General features: G+C 54.4%; 25 protein-coding genes and 1 riboswitch. Of the genes, 15 read left to right on the top strand and 10 right to left on the bottom strand.

What is annotated here, in order from left to right:
- Positions 1–90: 90 nt before the first annotated feature.
- Together LBW89_RS15185 and LBW89_RS15180 are read left to right on the top strand one after the other, a co-directional pair.
- Complete coding sequence (locus LBW89_RS15185; RefSeq protein ID WP_318249389.1) at positions 91–1614, top strand: MDR family MFS transporter; 1524 nt, start codon at positions 91–93, stop codon at positions 1612–1614.
- 76 nt (positions 1615–1690) lie between these two features.
- A complete protein-coding gene (locus LBW89_RS15180) occupies positions 1691–1933 on the top strand; it encodes a hypothetical protein (protein WP_225039480.1) in 243 nt (80 codons plus the stop codon).
- A 110-nt stretch (positions 1934–2043) separates the two neighbouring features.
- Here the strand turns inward: LBW89_RS15180 and LBW89_RS15175 are convergent, their stop codons facing one another.
- The 5 genes from LBW89_RS15175 to queC all read right to left on the bottom strand — a co-directional run bounded on the left by LBW89_RS15175 (position 2044) and on the right by queC (position 6356).
- The gene (locus LBW89_RS15175) at positions 2044–3012 is read right to left on the bottom strand and encodes a 2-hydroxyacid dehydrogenase (RefSeq protein WP_225039479.1); all 969 of its coding nucleotides are present in this window, start codon (positions 3010–3012) and stop codon (positions 2044–2046) included.
- Positions 3013–3048: 36 nt separating this feature from the next.
- Positions 3049–3546, bottom strand: a complete 498-nt coding sequence (gene queF / locus LBW89_RS15170) for a preQ(1) synthase (protein WP_148450711.1) — start codon at positions 3544–3546, stop codon at positions 3049–3051.
- 854 nt (positions 3547–4400) lie between these two features.
- Positions 4401–5159, bottom strand: coding sequence for a 7-carboxy-7-deazaguanine synthase QueE (gene queE, locus LBW89_RS15165; RefSeq protein WP_225039478.1), 759 nt, complete (start codon positions 5157–5159; stop codon positions 4401–4403).
- Entirely contained in the window at positions 5152–5646 is a 495-nt protein-coding gene (queD, locus tag LBW89_RS15160; RefSeq protein ID WP_148450709.1) for a 6-carboxytetrahydropterin synthase QueD, read from the bottom strand. Before queD ends, queE begins: the two co-directional genes overlap by 8 nt.
- Complete coding sequence (queC, locus tag LBW89_RS15155) at positions 5643–6356, bottom strand: 7-cyano-7-deazaguanine synthase QueC (protein WP_225039477.1); 714 nt, start codon at positions 6354–6356, stop codon at positions 5643–5645. The genes queD and queC overlap by 4 nt, the downstream gene beginning before the upstream one ends.
- 123 nt (positions 6357–6479) lie before the next feature.
- Positions 6480–6523: riboswitch (PreQ1 riboswitch) on the bottom strand.
- A 193-nt stretch (positions 6524–6716) separates the two neighbouring features.
- Here queC and LBW89_RS15150 point away from each other — a divergent pair.
- Together LBW89_RS15150 and LBW89_RS15145 are read left to right on the top strand one after the other, a co-directional pair.
- Positions 6717–8219, top strand: coding sequence for a copper amine oxidase N-terminal domain-containing protein (locus tag LBW89_RS15150; protein ID WP_225039476.1), 1503 nt, complete (start codon positions 6717–6719; stop codon positions 8217–8219).
- A 144-nt stretch (positions 8220–8363) separates the two neighbouring features.
- A complete protein-coding gene (locus tag LBW89_RS15145) occupies positions 8364–9389 on the top strand; it encodes an ABC transporter substrate-binding protein (protein ID WP_225039475.1) in 1026 nt (341 codons plus the stop codon).
- Positions 9390–9465: 76 nt separating this feature from the next.
- On the opposite strand, the gene LBW89_RS15140 is transcribed toward LBW89_RS15145, so the two are convergent.
- Positions 9466–10350, bottom strand: coding sequence for a TIGR03943 family putative permease subunit (locus LBW89_RS15140; protein WP_225039474.1), 885 nt, complete (start codon positions 10348–10350; stop codon positions 9466–9468).
- Positions 10351–10365: 15 nt separating this feature from the next.
- Positions 10366–11376, bottom strand: a complete 1011-nt coding sequence (locus LBW89_RS15135) for a permease (protein ID WP_412067005.1) — start codon at positions 11374–11376, stop codon at positions 10366–10368.
- 213 nt (positions 11377–11589) lie between these two features.
- Here LBW89_RS15135 and LBW89_RS15130 point away from each other — a divergent pair, with 213 nt between their 5' ends.
- From LBW89_RS15130 to LBW89_RS15110, 5 genes are read left to right on the top strand one after another with little or no spacing between them, the layout of a single operon-like run.
- Positions 11590–12807, top strand: coding sequence for a GTP-binding protein (locus LBW89_RS15130; RefSeq protein ID WP_225039472.1), 1218 nt, complete (start codon positions 11590–11592; stop codon positions 12805–12807).
- Positions 12808–12849: 42 nt separating this feature from the next.
- On the top strand, positions 12850–12999 hold the full coding sequence (rpmG, locus tag LBW89_RS15125; RefSeq protein ID WP_148450702.1) for a 50S ribosomal protein L33: 150 nt from the start codon (positions 12850–12852) through the stop codon (positions 12997–12999).
- Positions 13000–13016: 17 nt separating this feature from the next.
- Complete coding sequence (locus tag LBW89_RS15120) at positions 13017–13733, top strand: metal ABC transporter ATP-binding protein (protein ID WP_225039471.1); 717 nt, start codon at positions 13017–13019, stop codon at positions 13731–13733.
- Complete coding sequence (locus tag LBW89_RS15115) at positions 13670–14527, top strand: metal ABC transporter permease (RefSeq protein ID WP_225039470.1); 858 nt, start codon at positions 13670–13672, stop codon at positions 14525–14527. The genes LBW89_RS15120 and LBW89_RS15115 overlap by 64 nt, the downstream gene beginning before the upstream one ends.
- A 19-nt stretch (positions 14528–14546) precedes the next feature.
- The gene (locus LBW89_RS15110) at positions 14547–15689 is read left to right on the top strand and encodes a metal ABC transporter substrate-binding protein (RefSeq protein WP_225039513.1); all 1143 of its coding nucleotides are present in this window, start codon (positions 14547–14549) and stop codon (positions 15687–15689) included.
- 48 nt (positions 15690–15737) lie between these two features.
- On the opposite strand, the gene speD is transcribed toward LBW89_RS15110, so the two are convergent.
- A complete protein-coding gene (speD, locus tag LBW89_RS15105) occupies positions 15738–16544 on the bottom strand; it encodes an adenosylmethionine decarboxylase (RefSeq protein ID WP_213505264.1) in 807 nt (268 codons plus the stop codon).
- Positions 16545–16860: 316 nt separating this feature from the next.
- A complete protein-coding gene (locus LBW89_RS15100; RefSeq protein WP_225039469.1) occupies positions 16861–17979 on the bottom strand; it encodes a saccharopine dehydrogenase family protein in 1119 nt (372 codons plus the stop codon).
- 324 nt (positions 17980–18303) lie between these two features.
- Between LBW89_RS15100 and LBW89_RS15095 the strand changes: the two genes are divergently transcribed.
- The 6 genes from LBW89_RS15095 (at position 18304) to sdaAA (ending at position 24518) form a co-directional block, all read left to right on the top strand.
- Positions 18304–20040, top strand: coding sequence for a cellulase family glycosylhydrolase (locus LBW89_RS15095; protein WP_225039468.1), 1737 nt, complete (start codon positions 18304–18306; stop codon positions 20038–20040).
- Between the two features lie 192 nt (positions 20041–20232).
- A complete protein-coding gene (locus LBW89_RS15090; protein ID WP_148450696.1) occupies positions 20233–21009 on the top strand; it encodes an ABC transporter permease in 777 nt (258 codons plus the stop codon).
- The gene (locus tag LBW89_RS15085) at positions 21006–21806 is read left to right on the top strand and encodes an ABC transporter permease (RefSeq protein WP_213505260.1); all 801 of its coding nucleotides are present in this window, start codon (positions 21006–21008) and stop codon (positions 21804–21806) included. Before LBW89_RS15090 ends, LBW89_RS15085 begins: the two co-directional genes overlap by 4 nt.
- A gap of 15 nt (positions 21807–21821) precedes the next feature.
- Positions 21822–22811: an ATP-binding cassette domain-containing protein gene (locus LBW89_RS15080; RefSeq protein WP_225039467.1), complete on the top strand. Its 990-nt coding sequence runs from the start codon at positions 21822–21824 to the stop codon at positions 22809–22811.
- Positions 22812–22931: 120 nt separating this feature from the next.
- Positions 22932–23597, top strand: coding sequence for an L-serine ammonia-lyase, iron-sulfur-dependent subunit beta (gene sdaAB / locus LBW89_RS15075; RefSeq protein ID WP_225039466.1), 666 nt, complete (start codon positions 22932–22934; stop codon positions 23595–23597).
- Between the two features lie 39 nt (positions 23598–23636).
- Positions 23637–24518: an L-serine ammonia-lyase, iron-sulfur-dependent, subunit alpha gene (gene sdaAA / locus LBW89_RS15070; protein WP_148450692.1), complete on the top strand. Its 882-nt coding sequence runs from the start codon at positions 23637–23639 to the stop codon at positions 24516–24518.
- Positions 24519–24544: 26 nt separating this feature from the next.
- Here the strand turns inward: sdaAA and LBW89_RS15065 are convergent, their stop codons facing one another.
- On the bottom strand, positions 24545–25129 hold the full coding sequence (locus tag LBW89_RS15065; protein ID WP_148450691.1) for a TIGR00730 family Rossman fold protein: 585 nt from the start codon (positions 25127–25129) through the stop codon (positions 24545–24547).
- Positions 25130–25301 lie beyond the last annotated feature (172 nt).

The raw sequence follows: 25301 nt of genomic DNA, 5'->3' as shown, positions 1-25301 counted from the left end.
GAAGCTGACGCGCGGGGGAGTTTACTTTTTTCCATATTTCACTAAACTATTATTGTTGCTTAAATTTTGAATAGATTCGGAGGTTGCAGCGTGGCCGTTGAGAAAAAAGATACGACGAAGTTTATTTTGCTCGGCTTGATGTTGGCGATATTGATGGCGGCTATGGACAATACCATCGTCACGACCGCGATGGGAACGATCGTCTCCGAGCTCGGGGGGATGGATCAGTTCGTATGGGTGACGTCCTCCTATATGGTTGCGGTAATGGCGGGAACGCCGATCTTCGGAAAGCTGTCCGATATGTACGGACGGAAGCGGTTCTTTTTATTCGGTATCATCACATTTCTGATCGGTTCGGTATTATGCGGAATCGCGCAAAGCATCGTTCAACTGAGTATCTTCCGCGCGATTCAGGGGATCGGCGGCGGAGCGTTGATGCCGATTGCCTTCACGATTATCTATGATATTTTTCCGCCGGAGAAACGGGGCAAAATGACGGGGCTGATGGGGGCGGTGTTCGGTACGTCCAGCATCTTCGGTCCGCTTCTGGGGGCCTACATCACCGATACTTTGGGCTGGAACTGGGTGTTTTACATCAATGTGCCGATCGGCTTGGTTTCCCTGGCCTTTATCGTTCCGTTCTATAAGGAATCCCTGTCGCACAGCAAACAGCAGATCGATTGGACAGGGGCGTTTACGCTCGTCGGATCGGTCGTTTGCCTGATGTTTGCGCTGGAGTTGGGCGGGCAGAAATACGCCTGGAATTCCGGCGTGATTCTTGGCCTGTTTGCCGGATTCGCCGCGTTGTTTGTCATTTTTTTGTTTGCGGAAAAAAGGGCGAGCGAGCCGATTATCTCCTTCGGCATGTTCAGGAACCGGCTTTACGCGACAAGCAGCCTATTGGCCCTGTTTTACGGCTCCGTCTTTATCGTGGCTACCGTCTATATTCCGATTTACGTTCAAGGTGTCTTCGGCGGGAGCGCGACGAATTCCGGATTAATCCTGATGCCGATGATGGTTGGCTCCGTTGTGGGAAGCATGATGGGCGGCATGCTCACCTCCCGGTTGTCTTACAAGTCGATTATGCTGATCTCCGCCGTGTTTTTCGTATCCGGCTTTTTCGCCCTCAGCACGTTGTCCGGGGATTCCTCCCGGCTGTTGCTCACGATCTACAGCGTCATCAGCGGATTCGGGGTCGGTTTCTCCTTCTCCGTGCTCGGCATGGCCGCCGTTCATCCGTTCGACATGAGCAAGCGCGGGGCGGCGACCTCGACCAACTCATTTCTGCGGTCTTTGGGGATGACGCTGGGAATCACGATTTTCGGCATCCTGCAGCGAAACTTGATGAATTCGAACCTGGAGTCGGCCTTCCAGGGAATGGGGGGACAGGCCGGGATGAACTTCGGGGATACCCGCGAAGCGCTGTCGCCCGAGAAACGCGCTTTGATTCCGCCGGAGATTCTGAACAAAGTCACGGATGCCCTGTCATCATCCATCGCCCATACGTTTATGTGGACGCTGGTTCCGGCGGTACTGGCGGCGATCGTGGTGCTGGGCATGCCGGGCGATCGGCTGCTGGCGGCCCGGCGGGAAGCCTCCAAGCCTCGCGGCTAGCTATCGTACGCCATGTGTTTACCGCACTCCAATATGAGGTATAAAGGGAATAATACCCCGGAATGAGGTGAGTGCAATGGCGGAGGCAAAAGGAAAGCCGGAGGACCCGCGGGCGAGAGAAGAGGTTCTGCCGGGGAGAGACCACCCCGAGCAGTATCCTACGGATCGGCTCAGCCTGTTCGATCTCCATGACAGCGAGCAAAACGTCGATCCGATCCCGGTCGAGGACTTGAACCTGGAGGTTCGGGAGGAACGGGACAAGGAGGCGACGAAGCAGGCGTCCTCCAGCGAGCGTAAATATCGTACCGGCTTCGAGTAAGCCACATTAAGCTATATGAAGAAAAAATCCTCCGGTTGCCCATGGTCCGCTTGTTCGGACGTAGGGACCGGAGGATTTTTTTTGGTTGCCGTAACGTCAGTCCGATCCGTCTACTTCAGTTCCCTGACAACGTTCGGAGGCGTATGCCCTTTCAGCGCGAGGACCAGGTTTTGGGCCGCGATCATGGCCATTTGGTTTCGCGTATGCTCCGTCGCGGAGCCGATATGCGGCAAAGTCACCACATTCGGCATCGTGAGCAGCGGATGGTCTGACGCAACCGGCTCATGCTCGAACACGTCCAGGCCGGCCCCATAAATTTGCCCGCTTTTCAGTGCCTCCACGAGTGCGGACTCGTCCACGGTGGCGCCGCGGGAAGCATTGATGAAAATCGCGGTCTCCTTCATCAGGGCAAATTCCGCCGCGCCGATTAACCCTCTAGTTTCTGACGTCAGCGGGGTCATAAGCACGATGAAGTCCGCTTCCCGCAGCAGTTCGGGCAAGGCGAGATAAGAGGCGTCCAGAGCGGCTTCCGCTTCCGGCTTGCGGTGCCGGTTATGGTACAGCACGCTCATGCCGAAACCGAATTTTCCCCGGCGGGCCACCGCTTCGCCGATTCCGCCCATGCCGACGATGCCCAGCTTTTTGTGGTGAACGTCCAGGCCGAACAGGATTTCGTCGTCGCTCCGCCGCCATCTGCCTTCCTTGACATAGCGGTCCAGTTCGGGAATCCGCCGGGCCGCAGACAGGATCAGGCCCATGATCAGGTCGGCTACCGTGTCGTTCAGCACTTCGGGCGTGTTCGTTCCGATGATGCCTCTGGCCTTCATCGCCGCCAGATCGAAGTTGTTGTAACCGACGCTGATGTTGCTCACGGCCCGCAGACGAGGGGCATGGTCAAGCAGTTCGGCGTCGATTTTTCCGCCGGAGGTCAAGAGACCCTCCGCGTTCCCGAGACGTTCCAACAAGCAGTCCCGCGGAACCGGGCCGTCCCCTTCCCATTTGTCCACGAGGCAGTGTTCTCTGAGGTAGGCCTCCGCTTCTTCCGGAACGGGCCTTGCTACAAAAATAGTCGGCTTCATAAAAGACTCCTTCCTTCTGATCCGGCGGCGGCTGCCCTAGCGGTTATCCACTTTTTCGGGATACATGTCGTGATTCAGCAGCCGGTGTTCCGCCATGGTCTCGTATTTGGTGCCGGGGCGGCCGTAATTGCAGTAAGGATCGATGGAGATGCCGCCGCGCGGCGTGAATTTGCCCCATACCTCGATATATTTGGGGTCCATCAGCCGGATCAGATCGTTCATCATAATATTAACGCAATCCTCGTGAAAATCCCCATGATTTCGGAAACTGAACAAATACAGCTTCAGCGACTTGCTCTCCACCATTTTGATGTCCGGAATATAGCTGATATAAATGGTGGCGAAATCCGGCTGTCCCGTGATCGGACAGAGGCTCGTAAATTCCGGACAGTTAAATTTCACGAAATAGTCCCGGTACGGGTGCTTGTTGTCGAAGCTTTCCAGCATCTCGGGCGCGTAAGTGGAGGGGTACTTGACCCCTTGATTGCCGAGCAGGGTTACATCCTGCATCTCTTCCGGTTTTCTTCCTGACATGGAATGCATTAGCCTCCTTAGATGAAAAAAGAGTGTCGTGCGGAGTTGCTGACGTTGGAAATCGATATAGCGATAGAGTCGATTTAGTTGATATAGTCGATATAGTTGATTTAGTTAAATAGTCGATTTAGTTGATTTAGTTAAATAGTCGATTTAGTTGATTTATATAGGTTGAACTAAAGAATTGGCGGTGGAGAAGGGTGTGAAATCGTTTCGGAGAATACGTCACCGACATCCACAATTGTAGATATATCGGAGTTTACATCATTAACGGGAAAATCTCCCGTTAATGTACCGATCCTGGCTCTTCTATCGGATTTAGCTGGAAAAACTCCATCTATTTCGCGGCCCTATTGCCAATATGCACAATTTCAGGCGAATTAACGGGAGGTTTTCCAGCTAATTGGCCTCTCCAGCCGCATATGCACCAAATTAACGGGAAGAATTCCTTTTAATTCAATGTTCCAAATCCGTATTAAGCCCACTGCGACAAGGTGCCTAGGGTACTTCCAACTCCAAAAACTGCAAATCTGCAGGTATTTTGGCCGATCCACGCCCCGATACGAAAAAAGCTGCAAATCTGCAGGTATTTCTAGCGATTTTAGAAAAACAAGCCGGTTTCGTCTAAAATTCCTGCAGAATCGCAGGAATCTTCATTTTTTTGGCCCCGAACAAGAAAAAACATGCAGATATGCAGGAATTCTTGTTCGTCAAGGTTGTCTGACGGTGCCCTAGTCTGCAATCAATAGTTCAAACTATATAGTTAATTTAGTTGATTTAGCTGTTTTCGCGAAAGCCGAATCTCGCCCAATTAGCGGGAGATAATCCCGTTAGTCCCACGCGGTCACGCGGCTTCAGACACCGCGTTTGTTGCCCCAAACCAGCGCGTGGAGTTGGGGGAGGACCCGCACATCGTTCAGTTCGGCCGTGTCCATGACCCGATCGATCAGCCGCCCGTAGCGGTCCAGCAAATCCGCCGCATGCGCCAACGTGTCCATCCGCCGCACGTCCGGATTGCCGACCTGCACGAACATCGCCACGCCCGGATAGCGAGCGTGCACCCGCTTGGCGTAAGCCAGGTCGGCGTCGTCAAAGACGACCACCTTGAGGCTTACCGCCAGGGGAGCGGGCCGGCCGGCGAGCTTCGCGACGATGCCGTCCAGCGCCGCCCAGTCGGTGTCCATGCCCGAGCTGGGCGGCTTCGGCGAGATCGTGACCTGGTCGATCTCGGCCAGCCAATCCTGCCAGCGGGAGCCCTGGGTCTCGACCGCCACGGCGATGCCTTCGCGGCGGAGCAGGGACACCAGGCTGGCAAGCTGCGGCAGGAGGGCGGGGTTGCCGCCCGACAGCGTGACGTGCGAGAAGCGGCCGCCGCCGAGGGCGCGCAGCTCGCCGAGGATTTCCGCCGGAGCCATCCGGCGGATTTGCTCTTTGGCGCTGCCGTCCCAAGTAAAGGCGGAGTCGCACCACGCGCAGCGGTAATCGCAGCCCGCCGTGCGGACGAACATGGTCTTCTGGCCGATGACCATGCCCTCGCCCTGGACGGTCGGGCCGAAGATTTCGAGGACGGGGATCGGCGGCAATGAACCGCAACCGCGTTCCGCGCTATTCATCGCCCATCCACTCCCGTCTCGCTTCGGCATAGCTGTTCGGCGTTTCGTACAGCCGAACGAACTCGGTCCGTGCTTCCGCCGAAGCATCGCGGTAGCGTTCCGAGCTTAAAGCCGCCTCCATTTTTTCATAAAGCCATACGACCATATTTTCGGCTGTCGTGTTCATCGGAGGCAGCGTTTCGTTCAGATAGCGGTGATCCAGGAAACCTTCGATTTCGTCCTTCCAGATCTGCTTGATCGTGCCGAAATCGAGGGAGATTCCCCGCTTGTCGGGGATGGCGCTGATGCCGAAGACCACTTTGTACGTGTGGCCGTGCAGGTTTTTGCATTTTCCTTCATAAGCATGCAAGTGGTGGGCCGCGTCAAAGGTGAATTCTTTGCTGACGAGCACGCGGCGCCGATGATATTGAAGCTGGGCTTCGTCGATGTCCCGGCCCAGCGCCTGCAGGTTGTCGACGATGCGGAATTCTCCGGGCATCCGGCTCATTGCGCTTCCTCCCTTGGACCGGCAGGCGCGGCTCCCGCTGATAAGGCATCTTGGGCCGCGTTCCGCCTTTCCAGATACGTTTCCATGCCGGCGCGTCTCAACTTGCAGGCGGGGCAGGTTCCGCATCCGTCGCCGAGGATGCCGTTGTAGCAGGTCAATGTGCGCTCGCGGATAAAGTCAAAGGCCCCCAGGTCATCGGCCAGCTTCCAGGTTTCGGCTTTGTCGATCCACATGAGCGGAGTATGAATGACAAACGGATGGTCCATCGCCAGATTCAAGGTGACATTCAGCGATTTAATGAAGGCGTCGCGGCAGTCCGGATAACCGCTGAAATCGGTCTCGCATACGCCCGTAACCAGATGGCGGGCGCCGATGCCTTTGGCGAGCACGGCCGCAAAGCTGAGGAACAAATGGTTCCGCCCTTCCACAAAAGTGCTGGGAAGCGCGCCTTCCTCATGGGAAATCGGAATGTCGTTCCGGGTAAGCGCGTTCTGAGTCAACTGGCCGAGCAGACTCATGTCGAGCCGCGTCCATTTCACCCCGAGCTCGCCGGCAATCTTCTCGGCGCATTCGATTTCCTGACGGTGCCGCTGCCCGTAATCGAAGGTGACCGCTTCAACCTCGCGGAACTCTCTGAGGGCCCAGAACAGGCAGGTCGTACTGTCTTGACCTCCGCTGAACACGACAAGCGCTTTTTCATTTTTGAGCATAAAAAAACCTCTCATTCTTCATAGATTTAACCCGCCCAGGCAAGGCCTTTCGAGGGTCCACAAGAAAGAGAGTGTTCTTGAACTTTCGCCGCAAAAAAACAAACCCTGGCTATGTAAAGCAGGGCGCCATTAGTTTTTTATAGAGGGAGTTCGCGAACCTCTCCCATGCTTTGGAGCATGGACTTTCTTCTATTGTCGCGGGGCGTCGCCCCGGAGGCTATTATAGCATACGGCGGACCGTCTTGGGTATTGGGGAAAATTTCATGCCGGTAAAGAAAACGCTTCTTTTTCTCTATTTACAAGCCCGAGCCCGTGGATGATAATGGAAGGATATTATGGGAAGGAAGGTGAAATTTTTTGATGAAAAAATACAGAATGAAATGGCTGGCGCTCCCTTTGGCGTTGATTCTGGTCGTTCTCGCGGGTTGCCAGGCCGTGGCCGGATTTGATATCAACAAGGCGCTGCTCCAAAGTGTCAAGGTCACATCCAGCGAATCCAAACAGTCCATGTCGGTCGAATTGGTTCCGGTTAACGGGACGATTTCGGCGGAAGACCGGAAAGTTATCGATCTTATCAATTCTATTAAACTTACCGTAGACAGCGCGAAGGTTCAGGATCTGAACCGCGTTTCAATGAAAGGGGCCGTTGGTTACCAGGATAAAAAACTGCCGTTCCATCTTTCTATGGACGAGAAAGGCATGGCGATCCAGGTCGAAGGCGCCAAGCAGCCGATATACATAGGGCTTGGCTCGACGATGGACGGAATGCCGGACATGACGGCGTACCGTGGACAAATCCAGCAGCTTTCCGAGAAGGCCACCGAATTTGTTCTGAAACATCTGCCGAATCCAAGCCAAATTTCCGTGAAAAAAGCGCGGGAAACGGTGAACGGAGAGGCTGTGGATTTGACGCATCTGCAGTTGGAAATCCGCGGGGATGAGCTGATCAGTCTGGTCAAGCCTTTCCTGACCAGTGTGGCCAAGGACGAACAGGGCATCAAGGACCTGATCGGAAGCTTCTATGACATCCTTTATCCGATGCTGAAGGAAATGGGCGGCGACTTGGGAGCCACCGGTTTTCTGCCGGAATCCAAGGAAGCCACCGTGGCTGCCTTAGCGGCGGCGCTGCAGGAGGAACTGAACAAATGGCTGAACAATTACGACCAGGGCTTGAAGGACCTTATGGCCGAAACGCCGGGGCTCTCCACCGTTTTCGGTAAGGATACCGTGCTTAAGCTGGACATTTATTTTGACGACAAGCTGAACATCCGTAAGGAGAACGCCGAGTTGACCATCGCTCTGCCAGCCGCGGAAGATCTGCCGATTCAAGCCGTGAAGCTGCGGATGAACAGCGAAATGTGGAATATCGGGGGGGCGGTGAACGCCGAACCGGTAAATACATCCGCCGGGGTGCTGGATGTGATGCAAGGAGACGTCACGCCGGGACAGTTCCTGCGTAACTTCGACAGCAATTCGGAAATTTACAAGCTCTTAAAGGATGAGATGAAAATCACGAGCAAGCAAATATTCATTGACCCGTTCAATGAATATTACGGTGTGACTTCCAAGAACAACACCTCGTTCATCCCGCTCCGCTATTTGTCGGAGCAGCTCGATGCGCAGGTGAAATGGAATAAGAGCACGAATCAAATCGTCATCACTGACGATATTACGGGCGGACAAATCATCGTGAAGGTCGGCGCGAAACAAGCGACCGTGAACGGGCAGACGGTGAATCTGGACCAGCCGGCGTTTGTCGACACCTTCGGAACGACCTACGTGCCGCTGCGCTTTATCGCGGAATCGCTCGGAGCCAAGGTAAACGTTGATGGCGAGGGCTTTATCACCCTTGAACGTCCGTAACGAAGCATCGCAAAAAACAATCCTGTGTCGCCATTTCCATGGTGATCGGGGTTGTTTTTTTTGTAGACAATCCGCACTTTTATGAGATATGATGTGTATGCAGAAAATGATAATCATTATCAACGGTGATGGAGGGTCCATGTGATGCGTTTTAGAAAATCCAGTTTGTTGTCTTTGACAGCAATTCTTCTGGTCTCGATCGTACTTGCCGCTTGCGGAAGCCAAAACGGCGCAAACAGCGGAGAGAGCGGAAATACATCGGCGGAACAAAACAGCCAGGCCGAAGGCAATCAATCCGCCGGCGGAAATGCCGAGCAGGCTCAAACCAAAGTGTTCAAGGATATGAAAGGCGATGTGACGGTACCGACGAATCCGCAGCGGATCGTATCCATTACGCACTTGGGGGATTTGGCGGCGCTCGGCGTGAAGCCGGTCGGGGCGGGTTCCTTGGCCTTGGAGAATTCCATTCTCCTGAAGGATGAGCTCGAAGGCGTGGCTAACGTGGGAGATGTCTCGATGGAGAAGGTGCTGGAGCTTAATCCGGACCTGATTATCGTGCCGTCCTATTTGCCGGCGGAGAATGTGGAGCAGCTGAAGAAAATCGCTCCCGTGGTTACGTTGGCCACGACCGGCTGGGAAGGAATCGACCCGCTGGAAGAAGTGAAGACGATGGGCGAATTGCTCGGCAAGCAGAAGGAAGCGGAGGAATTCATCACCCGGTACAAGCAAAAGGCGGAAGAGGCCAAGAAGAAAATCGAGGAAGTGATCGGTCCGGACGAGAAGATCGGTACTTATTCCATTTGGGCGAAAAACTTCTGGGTATGGCCTAAGACAAGAGACGCCGGGTATAACTTGTATGAAATGTTCGGGCTTAAGCCGCTGCCGAAAATTGAAAGTGAAGCCTTCCCGGGACAGGGGATCGATATTTCCCTGGAGGTCTTGTCCGATTACGCGGCCGATCATATGTTTGTGACGGTTTACGAGCCTGACGGCGGAGCGGAGCGCGCCAAGGAAGTGATGAACGGGGCGGTCTGGAAGAACCTCCCTGCCGTGAAGAACAACCATGTCTATATGTTGGATATGAAAGAATTCTGGATGGTGGATGGTTTGAACCTGGAGAAACAGGTGGATATTCTGACCGATCTGATTTTGAGCCAGAATAAAAAATAAATGAAGAGTACACATGTACAGGGCTGTCGTCTTTGCGGTATTAAACCGCAAGCGGCAGCCCTGTATTTGTTTGCGGTCAAAGCGGCCCGTCCAAACGCTGGAGATACTCGATGACCGCATTGCTGTTCAAAAATACATAAGGCGAATCGGGACGGGGGATTTCGGAAACGCGTTCCGCGGAGATCGTGATGATTTCTTTTCCGTCATGTTCCCCGGTCTGCAAGGTACCCTCGACTTCGACCCAGATGTCATTTCGTAAAGAGGGAAGCGGAGCGACAGAGCTGACCGGTACCCCGAACGGATAGGCATCGGCCGTACAGCACTGCACCAGGAAGCGGCTCAGCACGAATTCCGAGCGGTTCGGCGCATCTTTCTTCTGATAGACGAATCCGCTCAGTTTGATTTTTTTGCCCCGGAAGTCCTCTTTAAAAAGCTCGATCGCTCCGATCATCTCCGAAAATATCTCCGGCTTGACTTCGATAAGTTCCTGAATGTACAGGCGCTTGGCAAGTTCGGCGAACTCCTCGTTATATTTGTCCGGCGCTTTAAACTTGCCGTCGAGCTGCTCCCGGCTCAGCACCGGCGAACCCAGAATCATCCCTTTTCGGGTAGCGGCCGCGCCGTCCAACGCCCGGTCGGGAAGGACCAGACCCAGCAGCAGCGGCGTCAGAAACAAGGCGTACGCCAGGGTATGCTTGAATGCGGAACCGGTGACCTCATGTTCCATGCCGCATTCGCAAATCACGCCGTTTTCTTTGGCGAAAAAGGCGTGGTACACCAGCGTTACGGCGACGAGGACCAGTGGAATGACGCTTAAACGGAGCCACAGCTGCATCTCGGGTGCGACATAGAGCTGCAGCTTGCCTGAGGTTGCAAGGTGAGAAATGTACAGGGCGAAGCCCAGCAGGATGAAGGCACGGAGGAGATAGTGGCGTTTGGCGGCCACCGCTTCGGATTTCATGGGCAAGTCCTCCTTTTAAGTGAAATAAAATGCATCCACGGCCACGGCGCCGATAAAGACGACCGCGAAGATAAGAAAGGCCAAGTACAAGACGAATTTCGTTTTGAAAACGGAAAGCAGCATCAGGGTATTTTTAAAGTCTAGCATCGGACCGAAGACCAGGAAAGCGAGCAAAGATCCGGATGAAAAAGTCGTGAGAAACGTCTGTGCCACGAAAGCGTCGGAGGTGGAGCAGAGGGACAGCAGGAAGGCGAATCCCATCATAAACAAATAGGAACTGACCGGACCGTTTCCGATCATCGTCAAGCTCTCCTTGGCGACGAACGATTGGATGCCGGCCGTAAGCAGACAGCCGATAAGCAGGTATTTGCCCATATCGAAAAATTCATCGGAAGTATGAACTAAAACGGCCGTCCATTTACTTCCGCGAGGCCGGTTTCTCATCTCCGTTTCCGCGACGGATTCGGAGTTTAACGTACTTCGGGTAACCTTGAGCGGACTGCTTTTCCATGTGGCGTAGATCATGAAGCCGATGGATGCGGAAACGAGAAAAGCCAGTCCCATTCGCGCATACACCATTTCGGGATAGAGTCGGAAAGCCATATAAGTCGCGCCATAGACGACGGGATTAATAATCGGGCCGGATAAAATAAAGACGATGGCGATGTATACGGGCATCCCCTTTTGAATAAGTCTGCGGATCAGCGGTATAATCCCGCATTCGCAGATCGGAAAGACGAGCCCCAGAACACAGGCGGTGAGAATGCTGGCCACGGGATGTTTGGGAATCCATCTGTCGAGGGCCTCTTCGGTGACGAAAAGGTGAAGAAGCGAGGACAATAGCGACCCTAACAAGACGAACGGCAGGGCTTCCAGAAGAATTCCGAGGAAGCTTGTCCGAAACGTTTGCAGGAAGGACAAATCCAGGGCAGGCAGCAGCCGTGGCAGCATGACCGTCAGACAGGCCAAGGTGAACGCGGCCGGAAGGAGCACCGGAAGCAGGCGGAGCGGCGCAGACTTGTTGATCATTTGGATATCCCCTTTTTTGGACAGTTAATCATAATCATTACTATTTAAGTTGACGGCATTTAAGAACGAAAAACCAAAAAAAATTACAAAAATAAACATGGCGGATTTCCGATTTTTAAAAGACAGGTCGTTGACAAAAAGGGAGAGCGGTATTATAGTAATGGTTGTTAATCGTAATAATTACGATTAAAAGAGAAAGGAGCTGTTCTTTTGAGCGACAACAACAAAACCATTCCGGTTACCGTACTCTGCGGCTATTTGGGATCGGGGAAAACGACGCTGCTCAATCATATTTTGAACCACCGCGGCGGGATGAAGGTGGCCGTGATCGTCAACGACATGAGCGAGATCAATATCGACGCCGGCTTGATTCAGAACGGGGCGAAGTTATCGCGGACCGAGGAGAAGCTGGTCGAGCTTTCCAACGGCTGCATCTGCTGTACGCTGCGGGATGATTTGCTTCAAGAAGTTGAGCGGTTGGCGGCCGAAGGCAGGTTCGATTATATTCTGATCGAATCTACCGGGATCAGCGAGCCGGTGCCGATCGCGCAGACTTTTACATATGCGGATCCGGAGACGGGGATCGATCTGACGGCCGTGGCGAAACTGGACTGCATGGTCACCGTGGTGGACGCGTATCGCTTCTGGCATGATTTCTCCTCCGGAGAAACGCTGCTGGATCGGGGGCAGGCTACAGGGGAAGAGGATACCCGGGATGTCGTCGATCTGCTGATTGACCAAATAGAAACCTGTGACGTCTTAATCTTGAATAAATGCGATCTGGTCGGTCAAGAAGAGCTGAACGAGTTGGAGGGGGTGCTCCGCAAGCTGCAGCCGACCGCCAAGCTGATTCGCGCCGAACACGGGGTGGTGGAACCGGGCGAGATTTTGAATACCGGATTGTTCGATTTTGAAAAAGCGAGCATGTCCGCCGGGTGGATCAAGGAACTGGAGAAAGAGGAGCATACTCCGGAAACGGAGGAATACGGGATCGGGTCCTTCGTTTATCGGCGGAGACGCCCGTTCCATCCCGAACGGCTGGCGGATTTCATGGCCGATTGGCCGGAGGAAATCGTGCGGGCCAAGGGCCTCGTATGGCTGGCCACCGGTCAGGATTTGGCCGCCAGTTTAAGTCAGGCGGGCCCTTCCATTCAATTCGGCCCAGCCGGGTATTGGGTCGCGTCGTTGCCGGAGGAAGACCGTCAGGCGGTATTTCAGGAAGAACCGGAGGTCCGGCGCAAATGGGATCCGGTTTGGGGAGACCGCTTGAATGAAATCGTCCTGATCGGGATGGAGATGGATCGGCGCCAGCTTGAAGCGTTGCTCGACCGGTGCTTGCTGACGCCCGAGGAGATGGAGCTGGACTGGTCGGAATTTCATAACCCGCTGCCTTGGATTTCCGCGGAGGATTACGCGGGAATCCGGTAAGAGGATTAAGGTAGGAGTCGGAAATTAAAGGAGGTGGACGGTATGCGGGTCGTGGTAACCCTGGCATGTACCGAATGCGGCGACCGGAACTATACGACAACCAAGAACAAAAAGACACATCCGGAACGCCTGGAATTGCGCAAATATTCACCAAGACTAAAGAAATACACCATTCATAGAGAAACGAGATAAGAGAGGTCTGACTTGAGATGATTTTGTCTTCCATACGGAATGTGGTGTTCGGGTACGGGGAAGCCCCGGTTTTAAACGGCATTTCCCTGGAAATCCATGCGGGGGAATTCGTGGGGATTACCGGTCCGAACGGGGCCGCCAAAACGACCCTGCTGAAGCTGATGCTCGGCTTGCTTAAACCTTGGCGCGGTGAGGTGGTCATTCATAAAGAGACGCTCGGGGACAGGGGGCTAAAGATTGGATACGTTCCGCAGCAGGTCGCTTCCTTCAACAGCGGATTCCCCAGCACGGTGCTGGAACTGGTCAAATCGGGTTGTTATTCCCGGCTTGGCCTGTTCAAGCGGTTTGGATCGGAGGAAGAGGCGTTGGTCGAGCGCTGCCTGAAGCAGGTGGGGATGTGGGAATACCGTCACCGCAAAATCGGCGAACTGTCGGGAGGCCAGAAACAGCGGATCTGCATCGCTCGAGCCTTGGCGGGGGAGCCGAATGTACTGATACTGGATGAGCCTGCGACCGGGATGGACCGGGAGAGCCGCGGCGGGTTTTACCGGCTCATGCGGCATTATGTCGACGAACACGGCATCACCGTCATTATGGTAACGCATGGGCTCGAAGAGGCCCAGCCGTTCCTGGACCGAATCATCTCATTGGAGCAAAAGGAAAGCGAGGAGTGGACATGTTTGACTACGAGTTCATGCAGCGCGCGTTTTGGGCCGGCGCTTTTCTCGGAATAATCGCGCCGATGCTGGGTGTGTACTTGATGCTTCGGCGGCAGGCGCTGATGGCCGATACGCTGTCGCACGTCTCGCTGGCCGGGGTGGCCTTGGGCTCGCTGATCTCGATGAACCCGCTGCTTTCCGGATTCGCGGCCGCCATTGCCGGGGGAATCGCCGTGGAATATCTGCGCCGTACCTACCGTACATACAGCGAGGTTCCGGTGGCCATTATTATGACTTCCGGCCTGGCTCTGGCGATCGTGCTGATGAGTCTGCAAACAAGATTGAGCAAAAGCTTCAGTTCTTACTTGTTCGGTTCCATTGTGGCCGTAAGCCCGCTGCAGCTTGGGGTCGTCGGCGGTATCGCGGCGGCGGGTCTGCTTTATTTTGCGATATTAAGAAGGCCGCTCTACAGCTTGACCTTTGACGAAGAAACGGCCAGGATCGGGGGAACCCGGGTGAAGGCTTTGTCCTTTTCCTTCGCGGTTCTGACCGGGATGACGGTGGCCGCAGCGATGCCGATTGTCGGCGTTCTGCTCGTTTCTTCGCTGATGGTGCTGCCGGCTTCCCTGGCGCTGCGGATATCCGGCGGCTTTGCTTCGGCGTTGCTGATTGCGGTCGGAACCGGGCTTGCCGGTATATTTAGCGGATTGACGGTCTCCTACTATACGGATACACCGCCCGGCGGGACGATTGCCCTGATATTGCTTTTGTTTTTGGTGGCCGGGATCACCGTGAAAAAGGGAGTTCTCTATGCGAACAAACGAAAGCATCCGCTCCACCGGGAGCGGATCCATCCAAGAATGAAGTAAAGGAGAATGTACTTTGAAGATGAAAAAACTCGCATGGTCCGCCCTGCTGTTTAGTTTGATGCTCGTCATTTCGGCTTGCGGAGCCAAAGGAGGAGCTGGAAGCGCCGATCAGGCAGCGCCGGAAGCTCGGGATACGGCTGCTTCCGCCCCGGAAGTCCGGGAAAAAGTAAAAGTACAGGCCAGCTTTTACCCGATGTATGAGTTCGCCAAGCAAGTCGGGGGCGATTTGGCGGAAGTCGAGCTGCTCGTTCCGGCGGGCGTGGAGCCGCATGACTGGGAGCCGGCACCTTCGGACATGAAGAAGATCGAGGAAGCGGACGTGCTGGTCTATAATGGCGCCGGCATGGAAAGCTGGATCGACCAGGTGCTCGCTGCCGTAACGAACAAGGAATTGGTCAAGATCGAAGCCAGCCGCGGCATCGATGTCATGGAGAGCTCGGCAGGCCACAGCCATGGACATGACGAAGGGGAGCACGCCCATGAGCATGGGGAAGAAGCCGGGCATGAGCATGAAGGGGAGGCCGAAGCGCATTCCCATGAGGATCATGATCATGACCATGAGCACGCGGAAGGCGAAGCCCATCAGGAAGAGGGTCACGACCATGACCACGGTCACGACCACGACCACGACCACGGCGGCCTGGATCCCCACGTTTGGCTCTCCCCCGTATTGGCGATTCAGGAAGTCCGCAATATTGAGGCCGGGCTGGCGGAGGCCGCTCCGGAGCATAAGGAACAGTTCAAGAAAAACGCGGACGCTTATATCGCCAAACTGGAGCAATTGGATCAGGAGTTTAAAGACGGCCTTGCCGGCGGCAAACGGAAAGATTTTATTACCCAGCACGCCGCCTTCGGTTATCTGGCCAAAGAATACGGCTTGACCCAAGTCCCGATCGCCGGACTCTCTCCCGATCAGGAGCCGTCCGCTTCCCGGATGGCCGAGATTGTCACGTTCGCAAAAGAACATAACGTAAAAACGATCTTTTTCGAAACGCTCGTTTCTTCCAAGGTGGCGGAGACCATCGCGAAGGAGATCGGGGCGAAAACCGCGGTGCTGAATCCGATCGAAGGTTTGACGGACGAGGATAGAGCCGAAAACTTGGATTATATCGGAATCATGCGTCAAAATCTGGCGGCGCTGAAGGCGGCGCTGCAGGAATAAAGCGCATATTGCTGTATCCACACAAACATGACCGGCCCGGTGGGCCGGTCATAGTATATTTTTGCCGTAAAAAATTTCGTCCATCTCGATCTTCAGACGCTCCGTGATTTCGTCTTGTTCCCGCGGACTGAGCTGGTCCTTGGTATAGCCAAACAGATAATTGTTCAGATCAAATTCCCGCAGTTTGCATTTCGTATGAAAAATATGCTCCTGGTAAACATTGACATCGATCATATGGTATTGTTCCAGCACCTCATCCGGAATGTAGTTCTGAATGGAGCTGATATCGTGGTCGATAAACAGCTTGTGCCCGTTAATGTCGCGGGTAAACCCTCTGACGCGGTAATCGATCGTCATGATGTCCGTATCGAAAGAGTGAATCAGATAGTTGAGCGCTTTCAGCGGCGAAATCTCACCGCAGGTGGAGACGTCGATATCGGCCCGGAACGTGCTGATCCCTTCATTGGGGTCATATTCCGGATACGTATGAACCGTGATGTGGCTTTTGTCCAACTGAATCACCACATTATCCGGCAGGGGTCCCGGCGACTCCTCGTACGATTCGTTGGGGACTTCCACGACGGGGCCCTCGGAGACGAGCACGGTTACGCTGGCTCCCTGGGGCACATAATCCTGCTTGGCCACATTGAGGACATGGGCGCCGATAATCTCGGCGACCGTGGTCAATATATGGGTCAACCGGTCGGAATTATACTGCTCATCGATATATGCGATATAGGCTTCGCGCTCTTCTTTGGTTCTCGTGTAACAGATGTCGTACATATTAAAGCTCAACGATTTGGTGAGATTGTTGAACTCGTGAAGCTGAATCCGCTGTTCTTGAGTCAGTTTCATAAGGGAATCCCCCTTCGGCTATTCTCACGGTAGTGTGTTGGCATTACCTTATTTTTATACCCCATTTGGCCGGGAAAAAACGCGCGCTGACGAGAATCGGAGAAATTCGGTTCGAGATACGGATAAATTGCTTGCGGCCTTATTTTAGGGAAAAACGGGCCGAAACCTGATTTTTGGACCCGCATCAGTGAAATAAGGCCCTTTTGGCCGCTATTATTCACTAAAACGCAAATCGGGTCAAAATAACGGCCCAAAAAGCCGTTATTCGGCGGTCGGCAAGATAGCTGAATCGGCGGGTGGGTAAGGGAGTACGGAGCTAATCCCCGTTTAACAAGACGGTGACTCCCATCGAACGCATATCTTCGATGAACCGATCCACCTGGACCAGATTGGCCTGGCAGTACAGTCCCGGCCGTGAAATGGAACCGTCTAAGTATTGCAAAAGGCAGGCAACGACGGGGATCGCCGTAAGCTGATAGCCGTCTTCATGGTAGAGCGACCCGGTGAAGAAGGCCGGCTGGCCGTTCCTTACTCCTCGCGCCTCCACCCGAATAACCGTCCCGTAAGGCGGCTTGCTGAAACGCAGCAGCCCCCAATGCATCCATTTGCCGATCCATGGCAAGGCGCGACGGGGGAAAAGCCGGAAGGCGATCATCGCGAAGGGAATGACCACCCAATCGACAAAGCCGTTAAAGCCTCCGACATAAAACCCCGTCTCCTTCAGGCCGGGGTAGCGGACGGGAAGCTCGCTCATTTCCTCCAGCATCATGGCCGTGCAGCGGTTAACACCGAAGGGGGGGCCGAAATCCATTTTTCGCATGCCGCCTTTTTTCCAGAGCCCATCGGAGAAGTAGGCCGCGTTAAAATCTTTGAGCTCGCCAACCAGTTCTAAAATGGTGGCTCGCGTCGGATTCAAGGCCGGCCAATCGATCCGGATGACGCTGCCTACCGCGGCGGCCTCCAGTTGATCCAGGCGGTCGGCCGCCCGGTGAACAAGTACGGCGGCCAAGCCGGGGTGAAATCCGCCGTCCGTAATGAAGCAGCGGCCCGCCTTAAGGATTTCGGGCTCAAGTTGTTTTAGAACGTCCAATTTATTTGAGGAGTACTGAATATCCAAATAGTCCGTGTCCGCAGCCAAGGCGGCACCGGCGATTTCCGGGGTGTACCGGGAAGTGCTGGAGGCGACGACGACGATGTCCGCAGGTTCGAACACTTTAATTAAAGCGGGCTTGTCGGCGGCATCGGCATACCGCCCTTCTACCCTGACGCAGCGGAATTCCGCGTTAAGAGCGGCGGCGGTTTCCTTGGCTTTGGCTTCATCGCGGCCCGCCAAGATGAGGTGAGCGGAGGAGAATTGCAACAGCAGCCTTGCGATCATCAAGCCGGTGATTCCATAGCCGCCCAGAATAACGATTTTCATTGTGTTATTTTTCACAAAATCAGTCCTGTTCCGTTGGATTAGGAATCGTAACGGAGGATTTGCGCGTGGGGAGCGTCTCTACGGGTCCTGCTTCTAATCTAACATAGTTGCCTTTCATGGAAACATACCAACTAAAGGGGAAAGGTGACAAAATCAAAAACCGACGGATCGATCCGCCGACTTTTAAAGTATGAATCGACAGTCTTTTTGTGAAGACCTGCAATTTACACATGATTTTATTTAAAATTATTCAGGTATATTCGACAAGGATAATTATGGTAGGCTGTTATATAGAAAACGCTTTCATAATAACGTTACTTCCGGGAGGGATTTTAAAGGATGAAGAAAAGGCATTACCGGTCGTTTTTGTCATTTGCTTTGGCCGCGGTCATGGCGATGACGGCTTTTTCGGCGTCCGTGTTGGCGGACCCGAAAAATGAAAAGGCTTCCAGTTGGGCGGGCAAGAAGCTCAGCAGCATCCAGGCTTATGTGGAAGATATGCAGCCGGGTTGGAATCTGGGCAATACGCTGGACTCGACGGGCAGCGACGAAACATCCTGGGGCAATCCCCGCGTAACCAAACAACTGATTCAACAGATCGCGGCAGAAGGCTACAAGAGTATCCGTATTCCGGTTACTTGGGATCAGCATATCGGAGGAGCTCCGGGCTACACGATTGATCCCGCCTATATGGATCGGGTGGAGGAGGTCGTCAACTGGGCTCTGGAGGCCAAGCTCTACGTTATGATCAATATCCATCATGATTCGTGGATTTGGGTCAGCCATATGGAAAAGAAACACGATGAAGTGATGGCGCGATATCAGGCGGTTTGGACGCAAATTGCCGACCGGTTCAAAAACCACTCCAATAAATTGATGTTCGAAGCCATCAACGAGCCCCGGTTTACGGACGGGGGAACGACGGATCATGCGAAGCAGCATGCCATGCTGAAAGAGCTGATCACTTCGTTTCATAGCATCGTCAGAAGTTCCGGCGGGAACAATGCGGTTCGACCGCTGGTCATTCCGACGCGGGAAACTTCTCCGGCCCAGGAGGATTTGAATGAGCTGTACAATAACATCGTCAAGCTCAACGATCCCAATCTCATCGCAACGGTCCACTATTATGGGTTCTGGCCGTTCAGCGTAAACATCGCCGGTTATTATAAGCTGGAAAAAGACACGTTAAACGATTTGACCACCACTTTCGACAATGTACACAAAACGCTGGTGGCCAAAGGGATTCCGGTCATCCTCGGCGAGTACGGCCTGCTCGGCTTCGATAAGCATACCGGCGTGATCGAGCAAGGGGAGAAACTGAAGTTTTTTGAAATTCTGACCCACGCTCTGAAAGAGAGAAACATTACGCACATGCTGTGGGATAACGGGCAGCACTTCAACCGGACGACCTATCGATGGAATGACCAAGAGCTGATTGATATCATGAAAGCCGGTTGGAAGAACGGGCGCGCCGCTACGGCTGAAACGGATCTGATCCATTTGAAAAAGGGCGGTAAGGTAAAGGATGCCAAGGTGAAGTTGAACTTGAACGGCAATAAGCTGACCGGGCTATGGGTCGGCGGCGAGCATCTCGTCGCTGGCAAAGACTACGCTTTAAGCGGCGAGGAATTGACGATTAAGGCGGCTCGTCTCTCCAAGCTGACAGCATCCGGACAACTGGGGCAAAATGCCGTCCTGAACGCCAAGTTTAATCAGGGACCGGATTGGAGATTCAAAGTTGTCGTATTTGATCGTCCGGTACTCGGACACGCGACGGGAACCACCGAGAAGTTTGCCGTTCCGGTCGACTTCAAGGGAAATCAGTTGGCCACGATGGAAGCCGTCTACGCGGACGGGAAAAACGCCGGCCCGCAGGACTGGACTTCCTTCAAGGAGTTCGGATATGCGTTCTCCCCCTCGTACGACAGCAAAGAGATTCAACTGCTGCCCGAATTTTTTAAGGAAGTGAAGGATGGCGAGGTCCAGTTGAAATTCCATTTCTGGAGCGGGGAAATCGTCAGCTACAAAATAACGAAATCGGGCACGAGCGTGACCGGTCAGCCGGTAGGGAAATAAAACATTTAAAATGTGCGGGTTGTTACGGGAAAAAGAGTCCTGTGCAGCCCGTATTTTTTCTTTGTTTACGTTGTCGGCGAAAAAAGGATTGTCTCCTATGGAAAATTACGGTATGATGGAATCCTTCTTGCAAAAATCGCCTTGTCTGAAGTGGACGGAAGAGCCGTCTAATACGCTTATCGGAGGTGCTTCATGCTTTATTTCACATTGGCTTCCAAAGCCTACACCCGCAATTTGCAGTACCGCAGCGCACATATGGTGCACAATATCGCGAGCGCGATGTTCGGCTTTATGTACGCCTGTATCTGGATCGGGCTCGGCAGGGATCATCCCCTGGGAGATTACGGAACCGCAGGTATGGTGAGTTACATCTCGTTCACGCAGGCGCTCCTGTGGGTCACGAGTTTTACCACCAACGGTCTCGGCATCCCCCAGTCCGTCAGAACCGGTCAAATCTCGCTCGATTTGATGCGGCCCGTCCATTTGTTCAGCCACATGATGGCCAAGGAATGGGGCCAGATCGCTTATCAATTCGTGTATAAGTCCATCCCGATCTATCTCCTGTACGTCTTTGTCTTTTCTCTTCAACTTCCCGATCAAGGCCTGACTTATTTGTATACGGTCCTTAGTGTGCTGGGGGCCGCATACCTGTCCATTTGCATCAACTACCTTATTGGTGTCAGCGCGCTCTGGACGACCGAGTCTTCATGGCTCTATTGGGGAAACCACGCGCTGATCAATGTGCTGGCGGGATTCTTTATTCCGCTGGAATGGCTGCCCCGCTGGCTTGAACAAATCGCCTGGATGTCGCCTTATCCGTATTTGCTTTATACGCCGACCACGATTTATCTGGGGACGGGAGACCCAAGCCGTCTTTGGGGGACCTTGCTATGGTGCGGTTTGTTCACCGCGGCCTGTTTGCTGGCTACCCGGCTGATGCGCAGTAAAGTGGAGGTGCAGGGCGGATGAAGGCGGGAAGCTGGTTTCACTTGTATCGGTTGCTGATAAAGACCAGTGTCCGCAGCCGGATGCAGTATAAATTTAACTTTATCCTCGCTTCCGTGCTCGCGGCTTTAATCCAGATTTCCGAATTTTTAATGATCGCGATCGTGCTGTATAAATTCGGGGCGATTCAGGGCTGGTCCCTGTATGAAGTGGGGTACTTGTTCGCGGTCATGACGCTGTCCAAAACGGTGTACCGCACCTTTGCGGACGAGGTCCACCATCTGGAGAAATACCTCGTCAGCGGCGACTTCGATCAGCTCCTGACCCGGCCGATCCCCGTCCTTCTCGCGTTGATGCCGCAAAACTTCCGGATTATGCTCGGCGAGGTTTTGCAGGGCGGGTTTATTTTGTGCTGGTCGCTGGCGGGGATGATGCGGACGGGACAGGTGGGATGGACCGCGGTGCCGCTTACCTTGATGATTATCCTGACGGGGGCGGTCATCCTGTTTTCCATCGGACTGGCTACGGCTACGATCGGATTTTGGACAACCCGGATCGAAGAGCTTCAGAACATTACGGAGGATGCCGCGCGAACGGCGGCCCAATATCCGCTGACGCTGTACCCGAAGTGGATGTCCTCCGTACTGTTGGTGGTGATTCCGGTCGGATTCGTGAACTATGTCCCGTCTTTGTACATCCTCCGCGATGAACTCGGCGTTTGGGTGCTTCCCGCGATAGCGGGGGTTGCGGCCTTGTGCCTCGGAGGGAGTTTACTGTTTTGGCGATTCGGTATAACCAAGTACCAGAGTACGGGAAGCTAAGGAGGCGTTAGCGCGATGATTAAGGCAAGAGATTTGCATAAGGAGTTTAAAACGGCCGTCGTCAAGGAAGGGCGATTTTCCGGGCTGCGGACGTTGTTCTCCAGGGAATACCGGATGAAGGAAGCTGTAAGGGGCATTAGTTTTCAAGTCGAACGCGGAGAATTTGTCGGCTATATCGGTCCGAACGGGGCGGGAAAATCGACCACCATCAAAATGCTTACGGGCATTTTGCATCCGACCTCGGGCGAAGTGAGCGTGGGCGGTTATAACCCGCACCGGGATCGCCGGAAGGCGGTCAGGCAGCTGGGGGTTGTGTTCGGTCAACGGAGTCAGCTTTGGTGGGATCTGCCGGTTAAAGATTCCTACGACATTCTGGCCGAAATGTACGGGGTGACGGCGGCGGAAAAGCGGCAAAGGCTCGGACGTTTTGCCGAGCTCTTGAATCTGGACGAATTTTGGCAGACTCCCGTCCGGAAGCTGTCGCTCGGCCAGCGGATGCGGGCCGACATTGCCGCCGCCCTGCTGCATGATCCCGAGCTGCTGTTTCTCGACGAACCGACGATCGGGCTTGACGTTCACGCCAAAGTAAACATCCGTGAATTTTTGCGGGTGCTGAACCGGGATTTCGGGAAGACGATTCTGCTTACCACCCATGATATGGACGATATCGAGCAGCTATGCGGGCGTGTAATGGTTATCAATCACGGGACATTGACTTATGACGGATCGATCCCCTCGCTGCGGGAAACGATCGGACTGCCAACGCGGATGACCTTGAAATTCCGCGGGCCGTTCCAAGTGCCGGACAATTTTGCCGCCTCCGCTTCAGCAGGGGTGTTTCGGATCCTCGGCGTCGAAGGCGATACCGTTCGTCTCGAGGCGGACCGCCGGGAAATCCGGGCGGTGGATATTATTAGGGAGCTGGACGGCTGGGGGGAAATCGACGACGTCTCCATGGAAGAGCCGGAATTCGAGGAGGTCATCCGCCGCTTCTCGTCTTCGTAAACGCTGCCCTTATCGAGCCGCGTTCGGCCTTAATCCGTCCTTTATTCGAAAATTCATAGCAACGGGCCGAGTTCCGGGGTAAGCTTAAACAAAGGACTATAATTACCGGAGGGACCAAAGATGCGGTTTAAAAATGTATTCTCCATCATCGGACCGGCCATGATCGGCCCTTCGAGCTCTCATACCGCCGGAGCGGTCCGGATCGGAAGGTTCGCCCGCCAACTGTTGGGCGAACCGCCCGAGGCGGCCCGGATCTGTTTTTACGGCTCGTTCGCGGAAACCTATGCGGGACACGGTACGGACCTTGCCGTGGTCGGGGGAATTCTCGACTACCGCACGGATGACGAGCGAATTCGCCGCTCGCTGCAAATTGCGGAAGACTCGGGGATCCAGGTGCATTTTACGACCGGAACCGCTCCCGGAATTCATCCGAACACCGTAAGAATCTTGCTGTCCGCTGGGGAGAGAACCTGCGACGTGACCGGGGCTTCCATCGGCGGGGGGACGATTTCCATCCGGCAAATGAACGGCTTCGAAGCGAAATGTTCGGGCGAACTTCCGACCTTGGTGATCGAGCATGCGGACCGGCAGGGGGTGCTGGCGGGGATTACCGCGCTATTCAGCCGGGAGGATGTAAATATCGGGTATATTAATACGGACCGCAAGGGAAGAACCGGTGAAGCGCTGACGGTCGTGGAGGCGGACCAAGTCATTCCGGATTCGCTGATCGGCGAAATCTCGGGTCTGCCCCATATCCGCCGGGTTTCTTTTATCCATCTCACTTAATATAGATGTCAGACCAACCTAATTTAAGGAGCGGGTAAGATGCGTTTTCGGAATTTAAGGGAGCTCATCGAAATATGCCAGACGGAATCGAAAACGATTTCGCAAATTATGCTGGAGGACCAGGCTGAGGAAAGCGGTCAGCCGGAATCCGAAATTACGGCCGTCATGACGGAGTATTATCAGATTATGAAAACGGCCGTTCATAAAGGCCTGACCGAGGATATCACCTCCACGAGCGGGTTGACGGGCGGAGACGCGAAGCGGGTGGAAACCTACCGTAAAAACGCGGAACCTTCGGCCGGCGACATCGCCTGCCAGGCCATGGCCTACGCTTTGGCCGTATCGGAGGTCAACGCCTCGATGGGGCGGATCGTCGCAACGCCGACCGCGGGCTCCTGCGGCATTATTCCAGGCGTTTTCGTCAGCGCGCAGGAGCGGTTCGGCTGGCCCGACGAGCATCTGGTTCGCGGCCTGTTCTGCGCCGGGGCCATCGGGTATGTCATCGCCAACAATTCCTTTATCTCCGGCGCGGAAGGCGGCTGCCAAGCGGAGATCGGCTCGGCGATCGGGATGGCGGCCGGGGCGATGACGGAGCTGCGCGGCGGCAGTCCGGAGCAGGCGGTGCACGCGGTGGGCCTGGCCCTCAAAAACACGCTCGGCCTGATCTGCGACCCGGTGGGCGGCCTGGTGGAGATTCCCTGCATCGTCCGCAACGGCTTCGGAGCGGTTAATGCCTTGGCCGCCTCAGATATGGCTCTAGCCGGCGTCAAAAGCGCCATTCCCTCCGACGAGGTAATCGACGTGATGCTCGAGGTCGGTTCTTCGATGCCGAGCCGCCACCGGGAGACGGCCCAAGGCGGATTGGCCCAGACACCGACCGGCCGCAAAATCATGAAAGAACTGCGGGCAAGAAAAAAATAGCGGGCCGTCGCCCGCTATTTTTGCTGTTACAGCTGTTTTTCCGACTTTAAAAAAGTTTTAACCGTCGGCGGCTCATACGTGCGGAATTGATCCAGCAAACCTTCCGGCGTGCCGTCGGATAAAACCATGGACCGGAACTTCTCCTGAATAAACTGTTCATCGGTCATATGGTTGAAGAGTTCGATCAGGAGATCGTAATATCCCCCGAGGTTCAGCAGGCCGCAAGGCTTCCGGTGGAGGCCCAACTGGCCCCAGGTGAAAATCTCAAAAAATTCGTCCATCGTTCCCGCACCCCCGGGAAGGACGATGAAGCCGTCGGCAATTTCGGCCATCTTGGCTTTGCGTTCATGCATCGTATCGACGATGATCAATTCGGACAGGTTGCGGTGGGCGATCTCCCGATCCTGCAAAAACACGGGGAGAACCCCAATCACCTGACCGCCTTCTTCCAGAACGGCATCGGCCACGGCCCCCATCAGCCCCACGCTTGAACCGCCGTAAACCAGGGAAAGTCCCCGGGCGGCCAATTCCTTGCCCAAAGCGATGGCTCCTTCTTTGTACACGTCTTTTGCCCCGAAGCTCGATCCGCAAAACACGGCTATTTTTTTCATCCCATCGCCTCCAGTTTATGATCATACCAAATTATAACATGACAATGTCATCTCTGTTTAAATTACGGGGCAGAGTGGAGGAAATCGCGTAAGCGATAGTCGGGCTGCTTCTTTTGGCCTCAACCCCCGGTTGAGAGAACCGGAAAATTCAAATGCCCGGTTATTGTGCTTG

Source organism: Paenibacillus sp. alder61 (genome assembly GCF_020179875.1).
In the GTDB taxonomy this organism is placed as follows: Bacteria; Bacillota; Bacilli; order Paenibacillales; family Paenibacillaceae; genus Fontibacillus; species Fontibacillus faecis.
This window is presented reverse-complemented; position numbering and strand designations above follow the sequence as displayed.